The 16,629-nt window shown below is 35.8% G+C and carries 19 protein-coding genes; 3 read left to right on the top strand and 16 right to left on the bottom strand.

Annotated elements, in window-relative coordinates; all coding sequences use genetic code 11:
• Window positions 1–117: 117 nt before the first annotated feature.
• From BUB12_RS07490 to BUB12_RS07465, 5 genes are all read right to left on the bottom strand, one after another.
• Window positions 118–1,416, bottom strand: coding sequence for a hypothetical protein (locus BUB12_RS07490; RefSeq protein WP_072889647.1), 1,299 nt, complete (start codon window positions 1,414–1,416; stop codon window positions 118–120).
• A 282-nt stretch (window positions 1,417–1,698) separates the two neighbouring features.
• Window positions 1,699–2,085 (bottom strand): hypothetical protein, encoded by a 387-nt coding sequence (locus BUB12_RS07485; RefSeq protein WP_072889645.1) that lies wholly within the window; start codon window positions 2,083–2,085, stop codon window positions 1,699–1,701.
• A 417-nt stretch (window positions 2,086–2,502) separates the two neighbouring features.
• Entirely contained in the window at window positions 2,503–3,429 is a 927-nt protein-coding gene (locus BUB12_RS07475) for a DnaD domain-containing protein (protein ID WP_072889641.1), read from the bottom strand.
• Between the two features lie 202 nt (window positions 3,430–3,631).
• Window positions 3,632–3,946, bottom strand: coding sequence for a type 1 periplasmic-binding domain-containing protein (locus BUB12_RS07470; protein ID WP_072889639.1), 315 nt, complete (start codon window positions 3,944–3,946; stop codon window positions 3,632–3,634).
• On the bottom strand, window positions 3,943–4,521 hold the full coding sequence (locus BUB12_RS07465; RefSeq protein WP_072889637.1) for a sigma-70 family RNA polymerase sigma factor: 579 nt from the start codon (window positions 4,519–4,521) through the stop codon (window positions 3,943–3,945). Before BUB12_RS07465 ends, BUB12_RS07470 begins: the two co-directional genes overlap by 4 nt.
• 299 nt (window positions 4,522–4,820) lie before the next feature.
• Between BUB12_RS07465 and BUB12_RS07460 the strand changes: the two genes are divergently transcribed.
• Both BUB12_RS07460 and BUB12_RS07455 read left to right on the top strand, forming a co-directional pair.
• On the top strand, window positions 4,821–5,216 hold the full coding sequence (locus BUB12_RS07460; RefSeq protein ID WP_072889635.1) for a helix-turn-helix domain-containing protein: 396 nt from the start codon (window positions 4,821–4,823) through the stop codon (window positions 5,214–5,216).
• Window positions 5,217–5,376: 160 nt separating this feature from the next.
• On the top strand, window positions 5,377–5,838 hold the full coding sequence (locus BUB12_RS07455) for a competence protein ComK (protein WP_084063260.1): 462 nt from the start codon (window positions 5,377–5,379) through the stop codon (window positions 5,836–5,838).
• A 150-nt stretch (window positions 5,839–5,988) separates the two neighbouring features.
• Here BUB12_RS07455 and BUB12_RS17635 read toward each other — a convergent pair whose 3' ends face one another.
• The 4 genes from BUB12_RS17635 to BUB12_RS07445 form a co-directional block, all read right to left on the bottom strand.
• Window positions 5,989–6,126, bottom strand: a complete 138-nt coding sequence (locus BUB12_RS17635; protein ID WP_159431553.1) for a hypothetical protein — start codon at window positions 6,124–6,126, stop codon at window positions 5,989–5,991.
• A complete protein-coding gene (locus BUB12_RS17630) occupies window positions 6,110–6,271 on the bottom strand; it encodes a hypothetical protein (protein WP_159431552.1) in 162 nt (53 codons plus the stop codon). Before BUB12_RS17630 ends, BUB12_RS17635 begins: the two co-directional genes overlap by 17 nt.
• A gap of 411 nt (window positions 6,272–6,682) precedes the next feature.
• Window positions 6,683–7,459 (bottom strand): transposase, encoded by a 777-nt coding sequence (locus tag BUB12_RS07450; RefSeq protein ID WP_072889633.1) that lies wholly within the window; start codon window positions 7,457–7,459, stop codon window positions 6,683–6,685.
• A 25-nt stretch (window positions 7,460–7,484) separates the two neighbouring features.
• A complete protein-coding gene (locus BUB12_RS07445) occupies window positions 7,485–9,026 on the bottom strand; it encodes a YifB family Mg chelatase-like AAA ATPase (protein WP_072889704.1) in 1,542 nt (513 codons plus the stop codon).
• Between the two features lie 182 nt (window positions 9,027–9,208).
• On the opposite strand from BUB12_RS07445, the gene BUB12_RS17995 reads away from it, so the two are divergent.
• Complete coding sequence (locus BUB12_RS17995) at window positions 9,209–9,400, top strand: hypothetical protein (protein WP_072889631.1); 192 nt, start codon at window positions 9,209–9,211, stop codon at window positions 9,398–9,400.
• Window positions 9,401–9,457: 57 nt separating this feature from the next.
• Here the strand turns inward: BUB12_RS17995 and BUB12_RS07435 are convergent, their stop codons facing one another.
• From BUB12_RS07435 to BUB12_RS07405, 7 genes are all read right to left on the bottom strand, one after another.
• Entirely contained in the window at window positions 9,458–10,624 is a 1,167-nt protein-coding gene (locus tag BUB12_RS07435) for a nucleotide sugar dehydrogenase (RefSeq protein ID WP_072889629.1), read from the bottom strand.
• Window positions 10,625–10,693: 69 nt separating this feature from the next.
• The gene (gene rfbB, locus BUB12_RS07430) at window positions 10,694–11,713 is read right to left on the bottom strand and encodes a dTDP-glucose 4,6-dehydratase (protein WP_072889627.1); all 1,020 of its coding nucleotides are present in this window, start codon (window positions 11,711–11,713) and stop codon (window positions 10,694–10,696) included.
• The gene (rfbD, locus tag BUB12_RS07425) at window positions 11,714–12,568 is read right to left on the bottom strand and encodes a dTDP-4-dehydrorhamnose reductase (protein ID WP_072889625.1); all 855 of its coding nucleotides are present in this window, start codon (window positions 12,566–12,568) and stop codon (window positions 11,714–11,716) included.
• Window positions 12,569–12,572: 4 nt separating this feature from the next.
• On the bottom strand, window positions 12,573–13,133 hold the full coding sequence (gene rfbC / locus BUB12_RS07420) for a dTDP-4-dehydrorhamnose 3,5-epimerase (protein WP_072889623.1): 561 nt from the start codon (window positions 13,131–13,133) through the stop codon (window positions 12,573–12,575).
• A gap of 20 nt (window positions 13,134–13,153) precedes the next feature.
• Window positions 13,154–14,032, bottom strand: coding sequence for a glucose-1-phosphate thymidylyltransferase RfbA (gene rfbA / locus BUB12_RS07415; protein WP_072889621.1), 879 nt, complete (start codon window positions 14,030–14,032; stop codon window positions 13,154–13,156).
• A gap of 59 nt (window positions 14,033–14,091) precedes the next feature.
• Window positions 14,092–15,378: a lipopolysaccharide biosynthesis protein gene (locus tag BUB12_RS07410; protein ID WP_072889619.1), complete on the bottom strand. Its 1,287-nt coding sequence runs from the start codon at window positions 15,376–15,378 to the stop codon at window positions 14,092–14,094.
• 36 nt (window positions 15,379–15,414) lie between these two features.
• Complete coding sequence (locus tag BUB12_RS07405) at window positions 15,415–16,470, bottom strand: hypothetical protein (protein ID WP_072889617.1); 1,056 nt, start codon at window positions 16,468–16,470, stop codon at window positions 15,415–15,417.
• Window positions 16,471–16,629: the final 159 nt, after the last annotated feature.

The raw sequence follows: 16,629 nt of genomic DNA, 5'->3' as shown, positions 1-16,629 counted from the left end.
ACCATCACTTTAACACACTACCGTAGTGGGGATCTGACCCCAGAGGTTTTCGAAGGTTTCGAGGTTTTCTATAGCAAAGCACTGCACTATTTACTTAACCATAAAAAGAATGGCAATCTATACCTCTAAAAGCTTCCTAATTTTATCCTGATACTCTACTATTCTAGTAAAATTACCTTCATACGGGAAATTGATAATACTATCCTTTAAGAGTTTTTTGTATTCCGGTGCTTTATATAGAACATTACCTCTAAAGTCAGTAATATCTTCTTTTCTAGCAATAAGTATATTGATTTTAACCAATCTAGCGATATATTCCTGATAAATAAAGTAATCTTTTAAATAGGAATTGTTACTGGTCTTAATCACATCTTCAATGAGCGTATTAAGTTTCATTCTAGCAAGAATGGCATCATCCATTAATTCTTGCCAATCTCCATGTTCACCTTTCTCATCTGGAGATAATAGTTTCAAGAAATAGGTAGTTCTTGCGTTGTTATATTTAATAAACCCTTCCCACATTGTATCATTTTGACTACACTTTATAGCATGTTCAAAAGCATTTTTAGACTCCTGCAAATAAATAGAAATAGTGTCTAAAACTCCACTATCAATTTTGTGTTTATGTACGATCAACTGTCTATGGTTTTCAATATCAAATAAATCTGTATTATCAGAATTTAATTTTATATGTTGACCAATTAGATACATTGCCTTTTTATTATAAAATAACCCTAAATAATTATAATAAACAGTCTGGCTGACACTGTTCTTTAACATGGTTCCTCTTACTTTAATAAGGTCAGATTCAACATTAAAATCTTGTTTACTAATCAATTTCTGATAATCTGTTACACCCTTAATCAATTTAACCGTCTCTTCAATTAATCTTAAATTGCCTGTACCAATGGAAAGAAAATTATCTCTCTTTTCTTCAATTGTTGTAATTAATCGATCCATTCTTCTTATAGTTTCATTACTTTCATGATTTGAAAATAATGCAGGGAAGATAACAAGAACCTCTATAAAATCTTGAAGATTGTTAGCGAAATTAATTGCTGTTTTAGACTCTTTGATAAACTTCAATTCTAGCTTATCAAATATTTCATCTTTACTTTTTGTTGAATCACCTTGCCCATAATCATAAAATATCGCTGGGAGCGAGGTTTTATAGTTCTCATCTTCTAAAATATTTCCATTTAATTGAGTCACCCGGTTTACGTTATCAATTGATACGTACGTATTCATTGCTACTATGAATGCTAACAGAGAAATAATAAGTGAAGTAATAGTAACAATAAAATCAACACGGTCTTTTGCAGTATCAAAAGGATTAACGGTAAATGCAGCGTACACGGAAATAATAAAAATAACCAGAATAACACCATAAGTAATATATAATTTAGTTCTAGCCAAGCTAGTCCCCCCTTATATTTAGAATCTAGTTTCTAACACTCTACTTTTTAATTGTGGGGCTTGAAATACTTCTAAATTGTAGGGACATTGGGACAGTTTCGTGTCCCAATAGCCCCGACAAAAAACGAGAAGTGGCAGGCACCATTTAATAGTCATAAGAACTGCAGCCATTACCATTCTCATCATCACACTTTAACATACTATCTTGGTGGAGTCTGACACCAGATGTTCGTAAAAAAGGAAAACTTCAGCACAACTCAAAACTTTAGTGCTTCTCGTTGGTTAATTAAACATCCTCACAAAATTCCCTATAACTATAATTATAAGCAACACCTTCAACGTTCCAACAACAAAACGTTTCAATGAAAAACGAGAGATTCTTTCTTTCAAATCGTCAAGATTAATCCCACCAATTACATAACCTATGACTAACACTAGTATAAATAAAACTAATGGACCAAAGATAACTAGAACCTGAAGTTCACTTGTTAAATCATTAAAGTCATATAATGAATTATAGTATAATTTAATATAATAGATACATATAACAGGGACTGTAACAACCTTCAGCAATCTAGAAAGAAAACCATCACCAAGTAATTTATTAATCAGTAAAACAATGAGAAAGCCTATAAAATAGACATTTAACCCTAATATAAAATACAACAAGTTATCACCACCTCGTCTTCATTCGATTATGTATGTCATATTGATGACATGATTTGTTATAGATTTTAATTTTAGGTAAGGAATAGTCTCTACCTTTAATTTACTCTTGGTTACCCTACTATATCATAACTCTATTTTTCATATTTCGACAAAAAGAATGAAAATCCTTTATCTCTCTTTACTTGGTGATTATTTTTTTCCTCTTTGGGAAATTTAGGAAGTGACAGCCCCCTTCGGGCTCGCCATTCTTGAAGATTTGATCAAGCACCTGTTTTGTGCTTAGTACATCTATGTATTTGCTCCTCGACCCTGAGCATTCGATCCCCACCTTAATCTGCTCGCTCGATGCAACCCTAAATTCGCTCCATTCTTGACGGTCTGCGCTCGCCAACCCAAACGATTCGCTCCACAACCACATCAAATCGCTCCCCCCTCCTTATACTTCCTCAACATTTCTCCAACGTCTTCCTGTTCCCCGCCATCCATTGCTATCACCGTATTCTTCTCCTTCCTTTTCCTTTCCAAAAACCATTCCGGCACGATTTCATCCGATTGCCGGGCCTTTTTCCATTGACCATAGCCATCTCCACCCTTTCGTTCTCGCAAAAACTTCCTTTCCTCTGCTTCCACCTGCTCCACAGTACGGATGCCTTTCTTCGCCCATGCATTTAGGATTCCTTTGACGTATCCCCAGGTTGCTTTGTTGCGTTCTAATGCTCGCTTCATAGCTTCCAACACCATATCTTCACCGAGATCATCCACCCATTTCAGCAAATCCTCTGTCACAAATGGGGGGATGACACCGAAGTTCTCATGGTAAAATACGATTGCGTCTGATGTTGCTAGATTTATTTCATTTCGTTTCGTTTTATTTTGTTTAGTTAATGGGTTCGCTTGCTGGTTCATACTGTAGTTCTTTCTGTGGTCCATGTTGTGGTTCACCTCATGATTCACTTCGCCGTTCGCCAAATCATCCTTCCCATCAGTCCCAGGTCGTTCACTCTCCCCAGAAGCCCCACAATCACAACTATCACCAGAAACTCCATTCCCACCACCCACATCAAATGATAGTTTCACGATCTGATAGATTGGTGCCTGATTACTTCCTCTTGATTGATAGTTAATATAGCCTTTCTTCTTCAATTCCGTCCTTGCTCGTTTAAATGAACTTTCTGTTAGTCCAGATTTCAATCGCAACACGAGACCACTCACGGTGAACTCCTTTGTCCATGCTGCTTTGTTATTAATATGCATCAAGGCATGCCACAGCGTGACTGCTGATGCTGATAATGGATTTCGTTCCAGGCAATTATAAAATGCATTAATCTCTTTTATGTAATTCATTTAATAAACTTCCCTTCTATATTTAAGATGTATCTTCAATGTGTGGGGAGCGTCCCAACCTCATCCCAATTGTTATCGACAAAATTCGAGGAGTGACAGGCACCACCTATGTATTCTACAAAATTCGGGAAGTGACAGTCACCACCCACATCACCCACGTATTCGACATAAATCGGGGAGTGACAGGCACTCCCCGATTTCACTACTTCTCCTTCGTGATTGGCATGATTTGATAGATAAACACGTGCCATTTTTGGTCTCGGTATCGGATTAGGCCTTTTTCTTTTAATTCTTTTCTTGCCTTGGCGATCTTCCTCCAATTCATTCGGGTGAATCTACTAAGTTCTAAATCGGAAATGATGAATTCTACTTTTGCGTTTGAGCCTCTTTTATTCCACAACAGGGCAAGGTAGAGTGTGATCGCATTTTGGGATAGTGAATTTCCCTTCTGGTCCAAATACCAGATAAAGCTCTCCCACTCTTCATCTGATGGATAGTATTTCATAAAATATTTCATTCCTTTTCCTCCTTATTTATCAGCAAAAATATTTCATTCTCTTCATCCCATACACTTCTTAGTTTCTTAATTGCGCCTTTTCTCCATTGTTTCACTGCCTCGACCGTAGTGTTTTCTTTCTCTGCAATTTCAAGTTGCGAATAGCCTTGAATAATGAAGTAATCGACCCACTTCCATTGCTTGTCCGTTAAGATGGACTTAACATTTTTCCAAAAGGTCCAGTCTTTCAAATCGATTCCTTCTGGTTTGATAATCGGAACTTCTTGTTGTGGATTCCAATTCCCATCGGATTTCATGACTTCCTCTGCTTCTGCTGCCTGTTCTTCCCGAAGTTCTTTGATTTCATCGCGGCGGATTTTATCAATGAGGCGCTGGCGAATGGTGTAATTGAAATAGGTGGACATAGGGCCTTTATTTGGTTCGTATTTCTTATAGGCCAACCACATGGCGTGCAGCCCTTCCGTATAGTACTCATTATGTGGATCATGGATTCCGAGGCGATGCACGTAATAATGAATTCGATTTTTGTTCTGTTGAAAAACCTCCTCAAACGTAAACTTTTGTTCCTTCGACATTCCATTCCTCCCTTCTCATCGTCTTCGTGACTAGAGTAAAAAAAGAAAGTGTAAGTTGTCATGGAACCGTTTGGGAATTTTCTGAACTGAAAACACAAGTTTATAGAGGGAAAACGCAAAAATCTCCATGGAAAATGACGATTTCCACGGGGATTTTTCCAGTTAGGGACTTATTAAACAAACACAGGAATCCTGTGTTATTCATCACAAAAATTAAAATAACAAAAGGTTTTTGTGTTATTGACAATTTTAATGTGGAATATGGTAGGTTTTAGCCAAATAGAAAGAGGGTGTCGATTGTGGATGCGTTTCGATTACGAGTGGAGAATTTACTAGACAAGCATGGACTCACAAAAAAGGATGTAAGTGAACGTTTAGGATATAGTGACAATTGGTTTGCTCAGCTTTTACGAAATGATGAATTGCCAAGTACTGAAGTGTCACGCAAAATAGCAAAGTTGCTTGATGTTTCACTTGATTACCTTATCGAAGGAAAAGAGTGTTTTCTAGACAAAGACCGAAAATTATCAGTGGAGCAGTATCTGCAACTTGAACATTTATTTGAGAAACATGGTATGGAGAATCCGTTTATTTTTCAAGCTGAAAGATGGCCATTGCTTGAAAGAGATGGGCTCATGTTTATACAGACATTTTTTGAGTGGCAAACAGATAAAAACTCGAAGAAGCAAAAGTAACATTAGTAGTACCTAACTGTTCGGGTTCCCTCCCCTGTTCATCAGGGGCACCACTTCTTCGTGAATCCTCACCACCACCCCCATTCCCACTATCTATGAAGACAAAACCAATCACTATCTATTCCCTTTATTCTATGAATCTATCTAAGGAGTGAATGTATTGTCACAAGCAGTATTACAAAAAACGTATGTTATTACGCCACGTACGATGGCTATCTTTCCTGCCAAACAAATGGAATTCGGTTCGATCATTTTTGAAGTGGACAGGCAAGTAATGGTAAAAGAAACCCCATCAGAGATTATTCGTGCCTCTTGTATGCATTATGGGTCGACGTATGAAGGGAGACGGCGAAGTGTGATTGAGCATTTAGGATTCCGGAATAAAATCCCCATTCCCATTGATCCAACCCGAAGATTGTATGTATTCCCCACTCATTCTCTCACCAACTATGACTGCGCTTGGATTCTCCATCATCAAATTGCCTTCATCCAAAAACACCCCAATCCCACCCAATCCATCGTGCACTTCAGGAATGATCAACGGGTCGTGCTGGATATATCGTACAAGCAGTTGAAGACGCAGGTGGAGAGAACGATGATCTGTGGGTACCGTTTTTCTTGAAGGGTGACTGATAGGCAAAAAGCGGAACATGGTTGTAGTGCCTGTCCCCATGTCCCATACGTCCCCTCAAGGCGCGATTATTTCAAATGGCGTTGTTTAACAGATTCTGCATCCATTAGATTAGAAAGTGATTCCTGATTTTTACTTTGGTCAAACCCGTTCTTTCGCAGCTTCAACTCGTTTTTGAATTTCTTGTGTTCGTTCTTCACCTTTAGGATGCATCCAGTTAGCCATTTCTGGAGTTGCACGGACAGCGATATATTCCTTCTCATTAGAATGCTTCTTCATCTTGGTCCCCTCCATTTATAAATGTGACCTCAAAAGTTTCAGGTTCATCATGACTAATACAGACCATTTCGGATTCCATTGTAATATCTATTATAGCAAAAATTCGATTTATTGGCATATGGGCTTTTATTTGCCCATCGTCCATGGATATGCCTCTCTTTCTATAAATATTCATATATGTTTAGATTCAACTTATGTATATGATATTTTCGGGACATGATTTGTTATTGATTTTACTTTTAGTTCAGTAATAGTCTCGATACCATCTTTAATTCTATTTAAGAGTCCCTAAAATATCATTTCTCTATATTTCATATTTCGACAAAAAGAATAAATATCCTTTTATTTCTGAGTACAGGAAAAAAAACACCGATTTAATTGTAGTATTTCATAATGTACTAGTGGATGGTGAGATCTTTATCTTCCCTTTAGAAACACGGGAACGGTCCGAACGTTTCAGTAATCAAGCAGGAAACAATACCTCCACCCTCATGTTCTTGTAATGGCTCCCCTTTCAGGGAGCATTAAGAACCACCAAAAAATGTACCACGCTCCTCTAAGCCCTAAAAACCAATGTCGCAGACACTCCCAATATCCTCGCCACCTGCCGTTGAGATACTCCATCAATCCTCTTCACTCTTCTTAACACTGAATTCCTCTCCACCCTAGGTAAACTCTTCACCTGCGCAATTTCTAACTGACCAAGCAACTGCTTGATTTCCTGCCTTGCTTCTTCATCCGTCTTTCTCCTCTTAATAACTGGCTCATCTAAACACTCGTCATCATTACGTTCTTCATTAAAAACTCTAAACCGTTCAATTGCCTTCTCCATATCCACAGAAAACATCCCTAATACCAATTCCTTATCCAATAATTTAATCGGAAAACAATGTTTACCATAATAACCAAGACAGCTGCTCCAACTCCATTCTTCCACCTTACCAACCATTCCTGCTTTTAATGGATTCTGGTGAATATACCTAGTAACCGTTAATAAATACCTATCTGTTTCCACATTTTCACTCTTAAATCTGTCCTGAAACAGGTGCCCTGTTGTTCTGTATTTCCAGTTATAATAAGAAACATAACTGACACCAATCCGTTTCATCGTGTTGGAAATAGCTTCATTTCCTTCTTTCAATAGCAGATGAATATGGTTGCCCATCAAACACCATGCGTAGACTTTTATGTCAGTTTTATCTTTATATTTCTTGAGAATTTCTAAAAATCTTATACAGTCATCATCGTCATGAAAGATTTCCTGTCTATTGGCGCCTCTAAGTATGATATGGTAGATACCACTATTACTTTTCCTCCTAGCTTTACGTGGCATTCGTTCCCCACTCCCCTATATAAAATTAACCATTTACCGGTGTCTTCCTTTGCGCTTTACCACCAGAACCACGCCTCATCGTTACAGCTTCCCAGATAGATTCATTGGTGATCGTTTCATGGCCACTTAAGTCGGAGATTGTTCTCGCAAGGCGCAAGATTTTCATCTGCACCCTCGTACTCCAGTTGTATTTACTTGCCCATTGTTGAATCATTCTCTTCTGCTCCTCTGTCAGTTGGCAATAACTAGTCAATTGTTCATTGGAGATAATCGCATTATAGGTTTCAGAATCATACCGCTTATACTGAATGTTACGCGCATCAATTACTCTTGAACGGATTTCATCGGAAGTTTCATTGTCTTGTTCGGATTCCTTATCCAGTACGACGGTATCTAATTCTAGTAAAATATCAATACGGTCCTCAATTGGTCCCGAAACACGGTTGTTGTAGGTTAGGATTTGTTTGGGTGTACAGGTGCAATACCGGTATCTTGATCCTAAGAACCCACAAGGACAAGGGTTCATAGCAGCTAGTAAGATAAATTGTGCGGGGTATGTCACGGTTGTGGCAGCACGACTGATGGTTACCTTACTTGTTTCCAATGGTTGCCTTAGCATGTCCAACGTTCGCTTGGGGAATTCGGCCATTTCATCGAGAAAAAGCACTCCATGATGTGCGAGTGACACCTCACCTGGCTTTGGATTCGCACCACCTCCAATTAATGAGACGGCTGATGCGGAATGATGTGGGTCTCTATATGGTGGGATTTGATAGTTTGGGTTGCTAACGCCAGCTAATTGATAAATACTCATGACATCGAAGCTACTTTCCTGTTGGAGAGGTGGTAAAATCGATTGGAATGTTTCAGCTAGTAAACTCTTACCACAGCCTGGAGGACCAACCATCAATACATTATGGCCGCCTGCAGCAGCTATTTCTAATGCTCTTTTAGCCTTTTGATGTCCTAAGATATGTTTGAAGTCTTTGTCATAAGAAGGGGTGACTACTTGAGGTGGTTCTGTGGTGTGTGATGAAGTAAATATGGAAGTTGTTAATTGTCCTGAGAACGATTCAATCACTTCCTGAAGTGTTTCTACAAAACGAATCTCGATTCCGTCAATATGGGATAGCGGTGTATCCTTCATAGATGGTAAATACAAGGTTTTAAATCCTTCTTTTTTAGCAGCAACAATCGCTGGAAGCATCCCCTCTACCGGCTTAATGGAGCCATCTAGTGACAACACACCTAAGAATGCCGCATCCTTAGGTATCGCATGCTTTATTTCCCCTGCCTCTTTCATAATCCCAATTGCCATGGCCAGGTCAAAAATTGGGCTGTTTTTCTTTTGCTCTGCTGGGGACAGATTAATAATAATCCTTTTTTCGGGTATACCGCACTCATTGGAATGCAAAGCTGCCATGACTCGATCTTTGGATTCCTTTACTGATGCATCTGGGAGACCTACAATACAAATTCCTTCTACACCTGGAATAAGCTGTACCTCCACCTGAACTCGGTAACCTTCCATTCCTTTCAGGCCAATACTTGATATTACAGTCGCCATCATTCTCACTTCTTTCCTTTTTATTATAAATAGAATAGTCGATTCTAAAAGGAAAGTCAAGAACATTTGTTCGTATTTTGTGTTATTTTGCCATATTAAGTGGAATCAAGGCGAAATACGAGCTTTTAAATTTTGAAAATACAGAAAATGGAGCGTGAGAACCGTCCCCATGCTTCTCCCTTATGGGGCGACAACAGCTACTTCTAAGGTTTGGAAGGCTTGCTGTTTACGACAAACCAATCACCAAATACTCTATAGTGATGGATAAACGTTTATTAGCTGAGCAGTATATTCAATTCAAACCAATTCATTTAGATATAGAAGCGAGTATCATTATTTTACGGGGATCTGATTACGAGGAATTACATTTCTAGGGAAAAATAGGCAACACAAATAAGCCCGCCAAGCCAATAGGCCCAGCGGGTTATATATTAATCTCTACTAAACAAATCCCTTGTATATACTTTGTCCTCTACATCACATAAATCATCAGACAATCGATTTGCTACGATTACATCTGAAACTCTCTTAAACTCTCCAAAATCATTTATTACTCTTGAATTATAGAATGTCTCTTCATGAAGGGCTGGTTCATATACAACAACTTCAATACCCTTAGCTTTTATACGCTTCATAACACCTTGAATAGCTGATTGTCTGAAGTTATCTGAGTCCATTTTCATAGTAAGCCTATAGATACCGACAATCTTAGGATTTTTCTTAATTATCATTTCGGCAATATGGTCTTTTCTTGTTCTATTTGCATCTACAATGGCAGTCATTATATTATTTGGAACGTCTTCATAATTTGCTAATAATTGTTTTGTATCTTTAGGTAAGCAGTAGCCCCCATAACCAAATGAAGGATTATTATAGTGATTGCCTATCCTTGGGTCAAGTCCTACACCATCAATAATTTGCTTACTATCTAAACCTCTTACCTCCGCATACGAATCTAGCTCATTAAAATAAGCAACACGCATTGCAAGATAAGTGTTAGCAAAAAGTTTGATTGCTTCCGCTTCTGTTGAGTTTGTAAATAATACAGGTATATCTTCTTTTATAGCACCTTGTACTAGTAAGTCAGCAAATACCTTTGCTCTCTCAGACTGTTCACCAACGATAATTCGTGAAGGATATAAGTTATCATATAAAGCCTTTCCTTCACGTAAAAATTCTGGGGAGAAAATAATATTCTCTGTTTCAAATTTTTCTCTTACTTTTTCTGTATAGCCAACTGGGACTGTAGATTTAATTACCATTATTGCGTCTGGATTAATGGATAGTACATTGGCGATAACTGCTTCAACAGTTCTTGTATTAAAATAGTTCTTCTCAGGATCATAATTAGTCGGTGTTGAGATGATAACATACTCAGCATCTTTGTATGCTTTATAATTATCAGTAGTTGCAGATAAATCTAATTCTTTAGTTGCTAAATACTCTTCAATCTCATTATCAATGATAGGAGATCTTCTATTATTTATCATATCTACTTTTTCTTGAATAATATCAAGTGCTATAACTTTATTATGTTGAGCAAGTAATATTGCATTTGATAACCCGACATATCCTGTTCCAGCAATAGTAATTTTCATTATGCTCTCTCCCTACATCTATCTTTCGTGAAGTAATAAAATCGAGTTTATTACCCAAATACAAATATATTAAACGTTATATTGTTCTTCAAAATACTTTTGATATTCCCCACTAATAATCTGCTCCCACCATTCCTTGTTATCCAAATACCACTGAATAGTTTGAGCAATACCAGTTTCAAATGAATATGCTGGTTTCCAACCTAATTGTTCTAATTTAGTAGGGTCAATTGCATAACGCTTATCATGACCCAGACGATCTTTAACAAATTCAATCAAGTCTTCGGATTTACCTAGTGTACTAATAATCGTTTTAACTACTTCTAAATTAGTTCGCTCGTTATGTCCACCTACATTGTAAACTTCACCATTTGGGCCTTCATGCAATACTAAATCAATAGCTGCACAATGATCTAATACATGTAACCAGTCACGAATATTCTTACCATCACCATAAACAGGTACTTTCTGAGCGTTTAACACTCTAGAAACCGTTAATGGAATTAACTTCTCAGGGAAATGATATGGGCCATAATTGTTTGAGCATCGAGTGATATTAACAGGTAACCCATATGTTTCGTGATATGCACGAACTAATAAATCAGATGATGCTTTACTTGCACTATACGGGCTATTTGGTTGTAACGGTGTTTCTTCTGTGAAGAAGGTTGTTGGATCAAAATCAAGTTCCCCGTACACTTCATCAGTTGAAACATGAACAAATTTAGAAACACCAACTAGTTTTGCAGCATCTAATAATACTTGTGTACCAAGCACATTAGTTACGACAAATATTCCTGGATCTGATATTGAGCGGTCCACGTGACTTTCTGCGGCAAAGTGAACAACATAATCAAATTTTTCTTTTTCAAACAAAGAAGTAATTGTTTCACGATCGGCTATATCCGCTTTTACAAAATGATAATTATCTTTATCTTCAATATCCTGATGCTTTGTTAAATCACCAGCATAAGTTAACAAGTCTAAATTATAAATATCATACTCAGGATATTTATTAACCATATACTTCACAAAGTTACCACCAATAAAACCAGCACCACCAGTAACTAGCACCTTTTTCCTTGTCATCTATTTCACCTCTTGTGTTAATTGCTTTAAGTATCGACTAACAGCATCTTGCCAAATTGGTAACGGATTAAATCCGTTCTCTACTAGCTTTTGTTTTGACATACGTGAATTTTTAGGACGTATTGCACGAGTTGGATATTCTTCTGTTGGAATCGGATTTACTTTGACATCTTTATTCGCTAGTCTAAAAATCTCAGTTGCAAATTCAGCCCAGCTACAAAAGCCTTCATTTGAAGCATGATAAGTGCCGTATTTTTCACTTTGAGTCATATCTAAAAGTAATCGAGCTAAATCAAATGTATAAGTTGGCGATCCCACTTGATCCCCAACAACATTTAGTTCATCACGTGTTTCTGCCAATCGTAACATCGTCTTAACAAAATTATTCCCATTAGTTCCAAATACCCATGATATCCTTACAATATACCATTTATCTAGTAATTGCTTTACTAGTTCTTCACCTTCATATTTAGTTAATCCATAATATCCAATTGGACTCGTCTTATCAGTTACCTCAAATGGAAGGTCTCCCTTTCCATCAAATACATAGTCTGTGCTGATATACATGAATTTAGCATTTGCTCTTTGAGCTGCTGTAGCTAAATGTTTCGTACCCTCAACGTTTACGTTCCAACAAGTTTCTTGATTATCTTCAGCTTTATCGACGGCCGTATAAGCTGCGCAGTGTATAATTGCATCTGGTTGTACCTTATTAACAAAAGCTCGTACATCTATTTCGTTGGTTAAGTCCAAATCACTTGATCCAATACCAATCATATCAAAACCAAGTATATTCCCCTGTTGAACTACATCAAAACCAAGTTGTCCCGTATAACCTGTAACTAAGATTTTCATAGAATTACTCTCCATAACTAAAGTTATTATCAGCATCTTTTAATAATGGAGCTTTTTCATCCTTTGCTGATAAAACTGGTATAATATCCATTGGCCAGTCAATTCCAATCGTAGGGTCATTCCAAACAATGCCTCGATCACATTCAGGCGCATATAGCTCGTCCACTTTATATTGAACTTCGACATCTTCTGTTAATGTCATAAAACCATGTGCAAAACCTTTTGGAATTAATAATTGCTTTTTATTTTCTGCTGTCAATTCAATCCCAAACCATTCTCCAAAGGTTGGACTCCCTTTTCTAATGTCAACAGCAACATCATAAATAGCCCCTCTTGTACAACGTACAAGCTTTATCTGTGCTTTCGGATTTAATTGATAATGTAGTCCTCTTAATGTACCTTTTGCTGCTGAAAATGATTGATTATCTTGTACAAATTTTATATTGATTCCATTCTCTAAGAAATTTTCCTCATTATAAGTTTCCATAAACCAGCCACGATGATCACCAAATATTGCTGGTTCGATTATTATTACATCTTCTAAATTAGTTTTAGTAAATTTCACTTCTATTTCACTTCTTTCAATTAGTATTGGATCTGTCCATTAGCTACTTTCATTAAATATTGGCCATATCCTGTTTTACTAAGCCTCTCTCCACAATCCCACAATTGTTCTTTTGTAATCCAACTATTTATATAAGCAATCTCTTCAGGAGCAGCAATTTTTATTCCTTGATGCTCTTCAACTGTTTTCACAAAATTTGTTGCTTCTACTAAACTTTGATGTGTTCCAGTATCCAACCAAGTAAACCCACGTCCTAATAACTCTACTTCTAATTCTCCCAGTTTTAAATAAGCTTCGTTAATAGAAGTTATTTCAAGCTCGCCTCGTGTCGATGGCATAACATTCTTAGCAATTTCTACAACACGATTGTCATAGAAATACAATCCGGTTATTGCATAATTAGATTTTGGTTCTTCAGGTTTTTCTTCAACACTAATTACCTTTCCGTTCTTATCAAACTCTACTACTCCGAAGCGCCCTGGGTCTTGTACATGATAACCAAATACTGTAGCACCTGTTTCTTTATTTGCTGCGCGTTTCAGTATTTTTCTCATGCCACTACCATAATAGATATTATCACCTAGAATCATAGCAACAGAGTCATTACCAATAAAATCTTCCCCAATTAAAAAAGCCTGAGCTAATCCATCTGGGCTCGGCTGTACTTTGTACTCAAGATTTATACCAAATTGTGTTCCATCCCCTAGTAATGACTCAAAACGTGGCGTATCTTCAGGAGTTGAAATAATTAATATATCTTTAATTCCAGCAAGCATTAACGTTGATAAAGGGTAATAAATCATTGGTTTATCATATATTGGGAGCAGTTGTTTACTCGTTACCATTGTTAATGGGTATAGCCGTGTACCACTTCCACCTGCTAATATAATTCCTTTCATTTTACAAAACCTCCAAATATTATTGAATAATGTGCTAATTTGATATAAATTTGGAACACCTATCTTCTATACCTACTTATATCTTTTGCTATTACTAACACATAAGCAGTCAAGATAATATATAAGAACATTGCACTTAAAGAATAAAAAGCAACAGCATATATATCACTATTAAAATAATATACTCCAATAAATAATGCACTTAATTTAATTATTGCACTTACAATTTCATAAAATAAGAATTGTCTTTGCATATTTAGTACTGGAATAGCTGCAATTACTGGCCTTGTTATTAACATAAACAATGAAAATAATGAAATCCATCTTGCATATACCCCCGCTGTATACCATTCATATCCAAAGATAAATGAAAATATATTAGGTCCAAAAATAATTAGTATCCCAAAAGGCAGTGCACCTAAAGAAAATAAACCTAAAACAGCCTTTAAAATAATATTTTTTATACTCTTATTATCATTGGATACTTCAATAATCTTGGGATAAAATACATCTTGTACAGCTTTCCCTAACAATGTAACAGGTGTATTTAAAACTTGTCTACCCAATGTAAAATATCCGGCTGCGCTAGGTCCAAAAAATGCAGTAAGTAAAATAGTCGGGAGTGCCACTGAAGCAGAATTTACAAAAATCTGCGGAGATCTATATAAAGGGAAATCTCTATATCTGCATGCAACTTTGAGCATTTTTTTAAAGTTAAAAGATCCTTGTTTTTTTATAATAGACTTATCAGATAAAGATATCATTAATAATCCGCGAATGGCATAAGCAAAAGTCTGTATTACGATCAAAGTTACAGATAGTGGATAATAAAGGCCTATGCCTATTTTTGAAGAATTCATAATCAATGCCTGGTAAATAGCCGTTTTGGCACTCACTTTAAATTCTTGAGTTCTAATTATCCATTGCTCAATAACTTGAAATCCGCCTGCCACTACGATAGCAACTGGGATTAAATATAAATAAGAACCTAGTACTTCGAGATTCAATAAGTGAAGTAGAGTATCAGAAAATATTAATATTAGCGCTACACTTAATAATCCTATCAACAAGCAAACTATGAGAGATAACCTCATAATATCTTTTGCCTCTATATCAGATTTTGGTATTACTATCGCAATTGGATATGTTAGTGCAGCTATTGGTAAAACAAAACTAGAAATTGAGGTAAAAGTACCTAAAATCCCGAAAGCCTCTGGTCCATATATTCTTGTGATAAAGGGAATACTAGCAAATGCAATTACTTGTGCCAAAGCTGTTCCACTCGCAATAATTGTTACGTTTTTTATAAATTTATTTTTAATTAATTTTCGAATTAGGGTCAACATATTACTAACTCCGCATATGCGTTTAGTAATTCCTTTTTAATCATGATTAATCTTATCCTTAAAAATGTTTAATAAATACTTAATATTATCATGAAATACTTCTTTTTGTTTAATCACCTTTGAGCGATAATCATCATATAGGCTTACATTCTCTTCGTAATTATATATAAGGTCTTTTATCTTATTAATAATTGCATTCATATTATTATCTAAATCTAGCAAATTAAATTTACAATCTTCAGGTATCGGAACATCTATTTTGTTTTTTGCACTTCCTGAGGTTGAAGTAATTATATTAACATTCGATATAACTGCTTCTCGTGGTATTCTTTCTGGTCCTGGAAAATAACCGAAATCAATGTAAAGCTTTGCTTCAGATAATAAATTTATTACCCCATTTAAGTCCAAATCTTTAATTGGAACAAATTCTAAATTTAACCCTTCTTTTTTAACTGCAGTAATAACCTTATTTGTATACTCAATACCCTTTGCAGGATTATATGCAATAATATTTTTCTTTTCTTTCATTCTTCTACTAAAATAATCATCACTAATTGGTCCACATAGATAAAGCATATTCCTGTCATTAACACCTTGTTCTTTTAAATATAGTCTTATATACTCACAATTGTACAAATGAAAAACCTTATTCCTATCCTCAAATAAATAAATGTCTTTTTTAATCTTCCCTGTTAACTGAAGAATCTTACTGATTATTGGCTTAAATATTAGTGGTATTTTATGATTTTCACAAAAATAATATGGGAAATTTTTTGGTAACTGTCTTATATAATAATCTAAAGAAAGCCACCAAATACATTTATTGATATTAGTAAATTTATTTACATATTCTGAGTTTGTTTCAGATACTATTAACCAATTTTCGCTACTATCCAGAATTTCATTAGTAACTGGTATACTGTATTTTTGAAATTTCATTTGTGTAGTAGCATTTCCCGAATTAATATAATAAATATATACTAACGGATGTAACTTTTTTAACTCATAAGCAAGCTGATGAAGACTTTCAGTACCTCCAGTAACAAAATTTTGCGGTATCACAATGTATATCTTTGAATTTTTATTTATCATGTGTATCTCCTACTCTTTAAACAAAAAATATAAGTTATTTGGGAAATTATAAAACTTAATCTCTTGGTAAACTTTATGATCTTTTTTTGGGGCAAAAGATCAATTAAATCAATTAATCCTAACAAAGTGATGTTGCCCTCTCAATTCCATTTCATGTGG

Origin of the sequence: Ornithinibacillus halophilus, assembly GCF_900129485.1 — a bacterium.
Classification (GTDB): domain Bacteria; phylum Bacillota; class Bacilli; order Bacillales; family Amphibacillaceae; genus Ornithinibacillus; species Ornithinibacillus halophilus.
This window is presented reverse-complemented; position numbering and strand designations above follow the sequence as displayed.

Bases quoted from the DNA above. Each gene is read 5' to 3' on its own strand.
- BUB12_RS07475 (WP_072889641.1), bottom strand. From the start codon at position 3,429: ATGAATTACATAAAAGAGATTAATGCATTTTATAATTGCCTGGAACGA.
- BUB12_RS07470 (WP_072889639.1), bottom strand. From the start codon at position 3,946: ATGAAATATTTTATGAAATACTATCCATCAGATGAAGAGTGGGAGAGC.
- BUB12_RS07465 (WP_072889637.1), bottom strand. From the start codon at position 4,521: ATGTCGAAGGAACAAAAGTTTACGTTTGAGGAGGTTTTTCAACAGAAC.
- BUB12_RS17635 (WP_159431553.1), bottom strand. From the start codon at position 6,126: ATGAAGAAGCATTCTAATGAGAAGGAATATATCGCTGTCCGTGCAACT.
- BUB12_RS17630 (WP_159431552.1), bottom strand. From the start codon at position 6,271: ATGGACGATGGGCAAATAAAAGCCCATATGCCAATAAATCGAATTTTT.
- BUB12_RS07450 (WP_072889633.1), bottom strand. From the start codon at position 7,459: ATGCCACGTAAAGCTAGGAGGAAAAGTAATAGTGGTATCTACCATATC.
- BUB12_RS07445 (WP_072889704.1), bottom strand. From the start codon at position 9,026: ATGGCGACTGTAATATCAAGTATTGGCCTGAAAGGAATGGAAGGTTAC.
- BUB12_RS17995 (WP_072889631.1), top strand. From the start codon at position 9,209: ATGGGGCGACAACAGCTACTTCTAAGGTTTGGAAGGCTTGCTGTTTAC.
- BUB12_RS07435 (WP_072889629.1), bottom strand. From the start codon at position 10,624: ATGAAAATTACTATTGCTGGAACAGGATATGTCGGGTTATCAAATGCA.
- rfbB (WP_072889627.1), bottom strand. From the start codon at position 11,713: ATGACAAGGAAAAAGGTGCTAGTTACTGGTGGTGCTGGTTTTATTGGT.
- rfbD (WP_072889625.1), bottom strand. From the start codon at position 12,568: ATGAAAATCTTAGTTACAGGTTATACGGGACAACTTGGTTTTGATGTA.
- rfbA (WP_072889621.1), bottom strand. From the start codon at position 14,032: ATGAAAGGAATTATATTAGCAGGTGGAAGTGGTACACGGCTATACCCA.
- BUB12_RS07410 (WP_072889619.1), bottom strand. From the start codon at position 15,378: ATGTTGACCCTAATTCGAAAATTAATTAAAAATAAATTTATAAAAAAC.
- BUB12_RS07405 (WP_072889617.1), bottom strand. From the start codon at position 16,470: ATGATAAATAAAAATTCAAAGATATACATTGTGATACCGCAAAATTTT.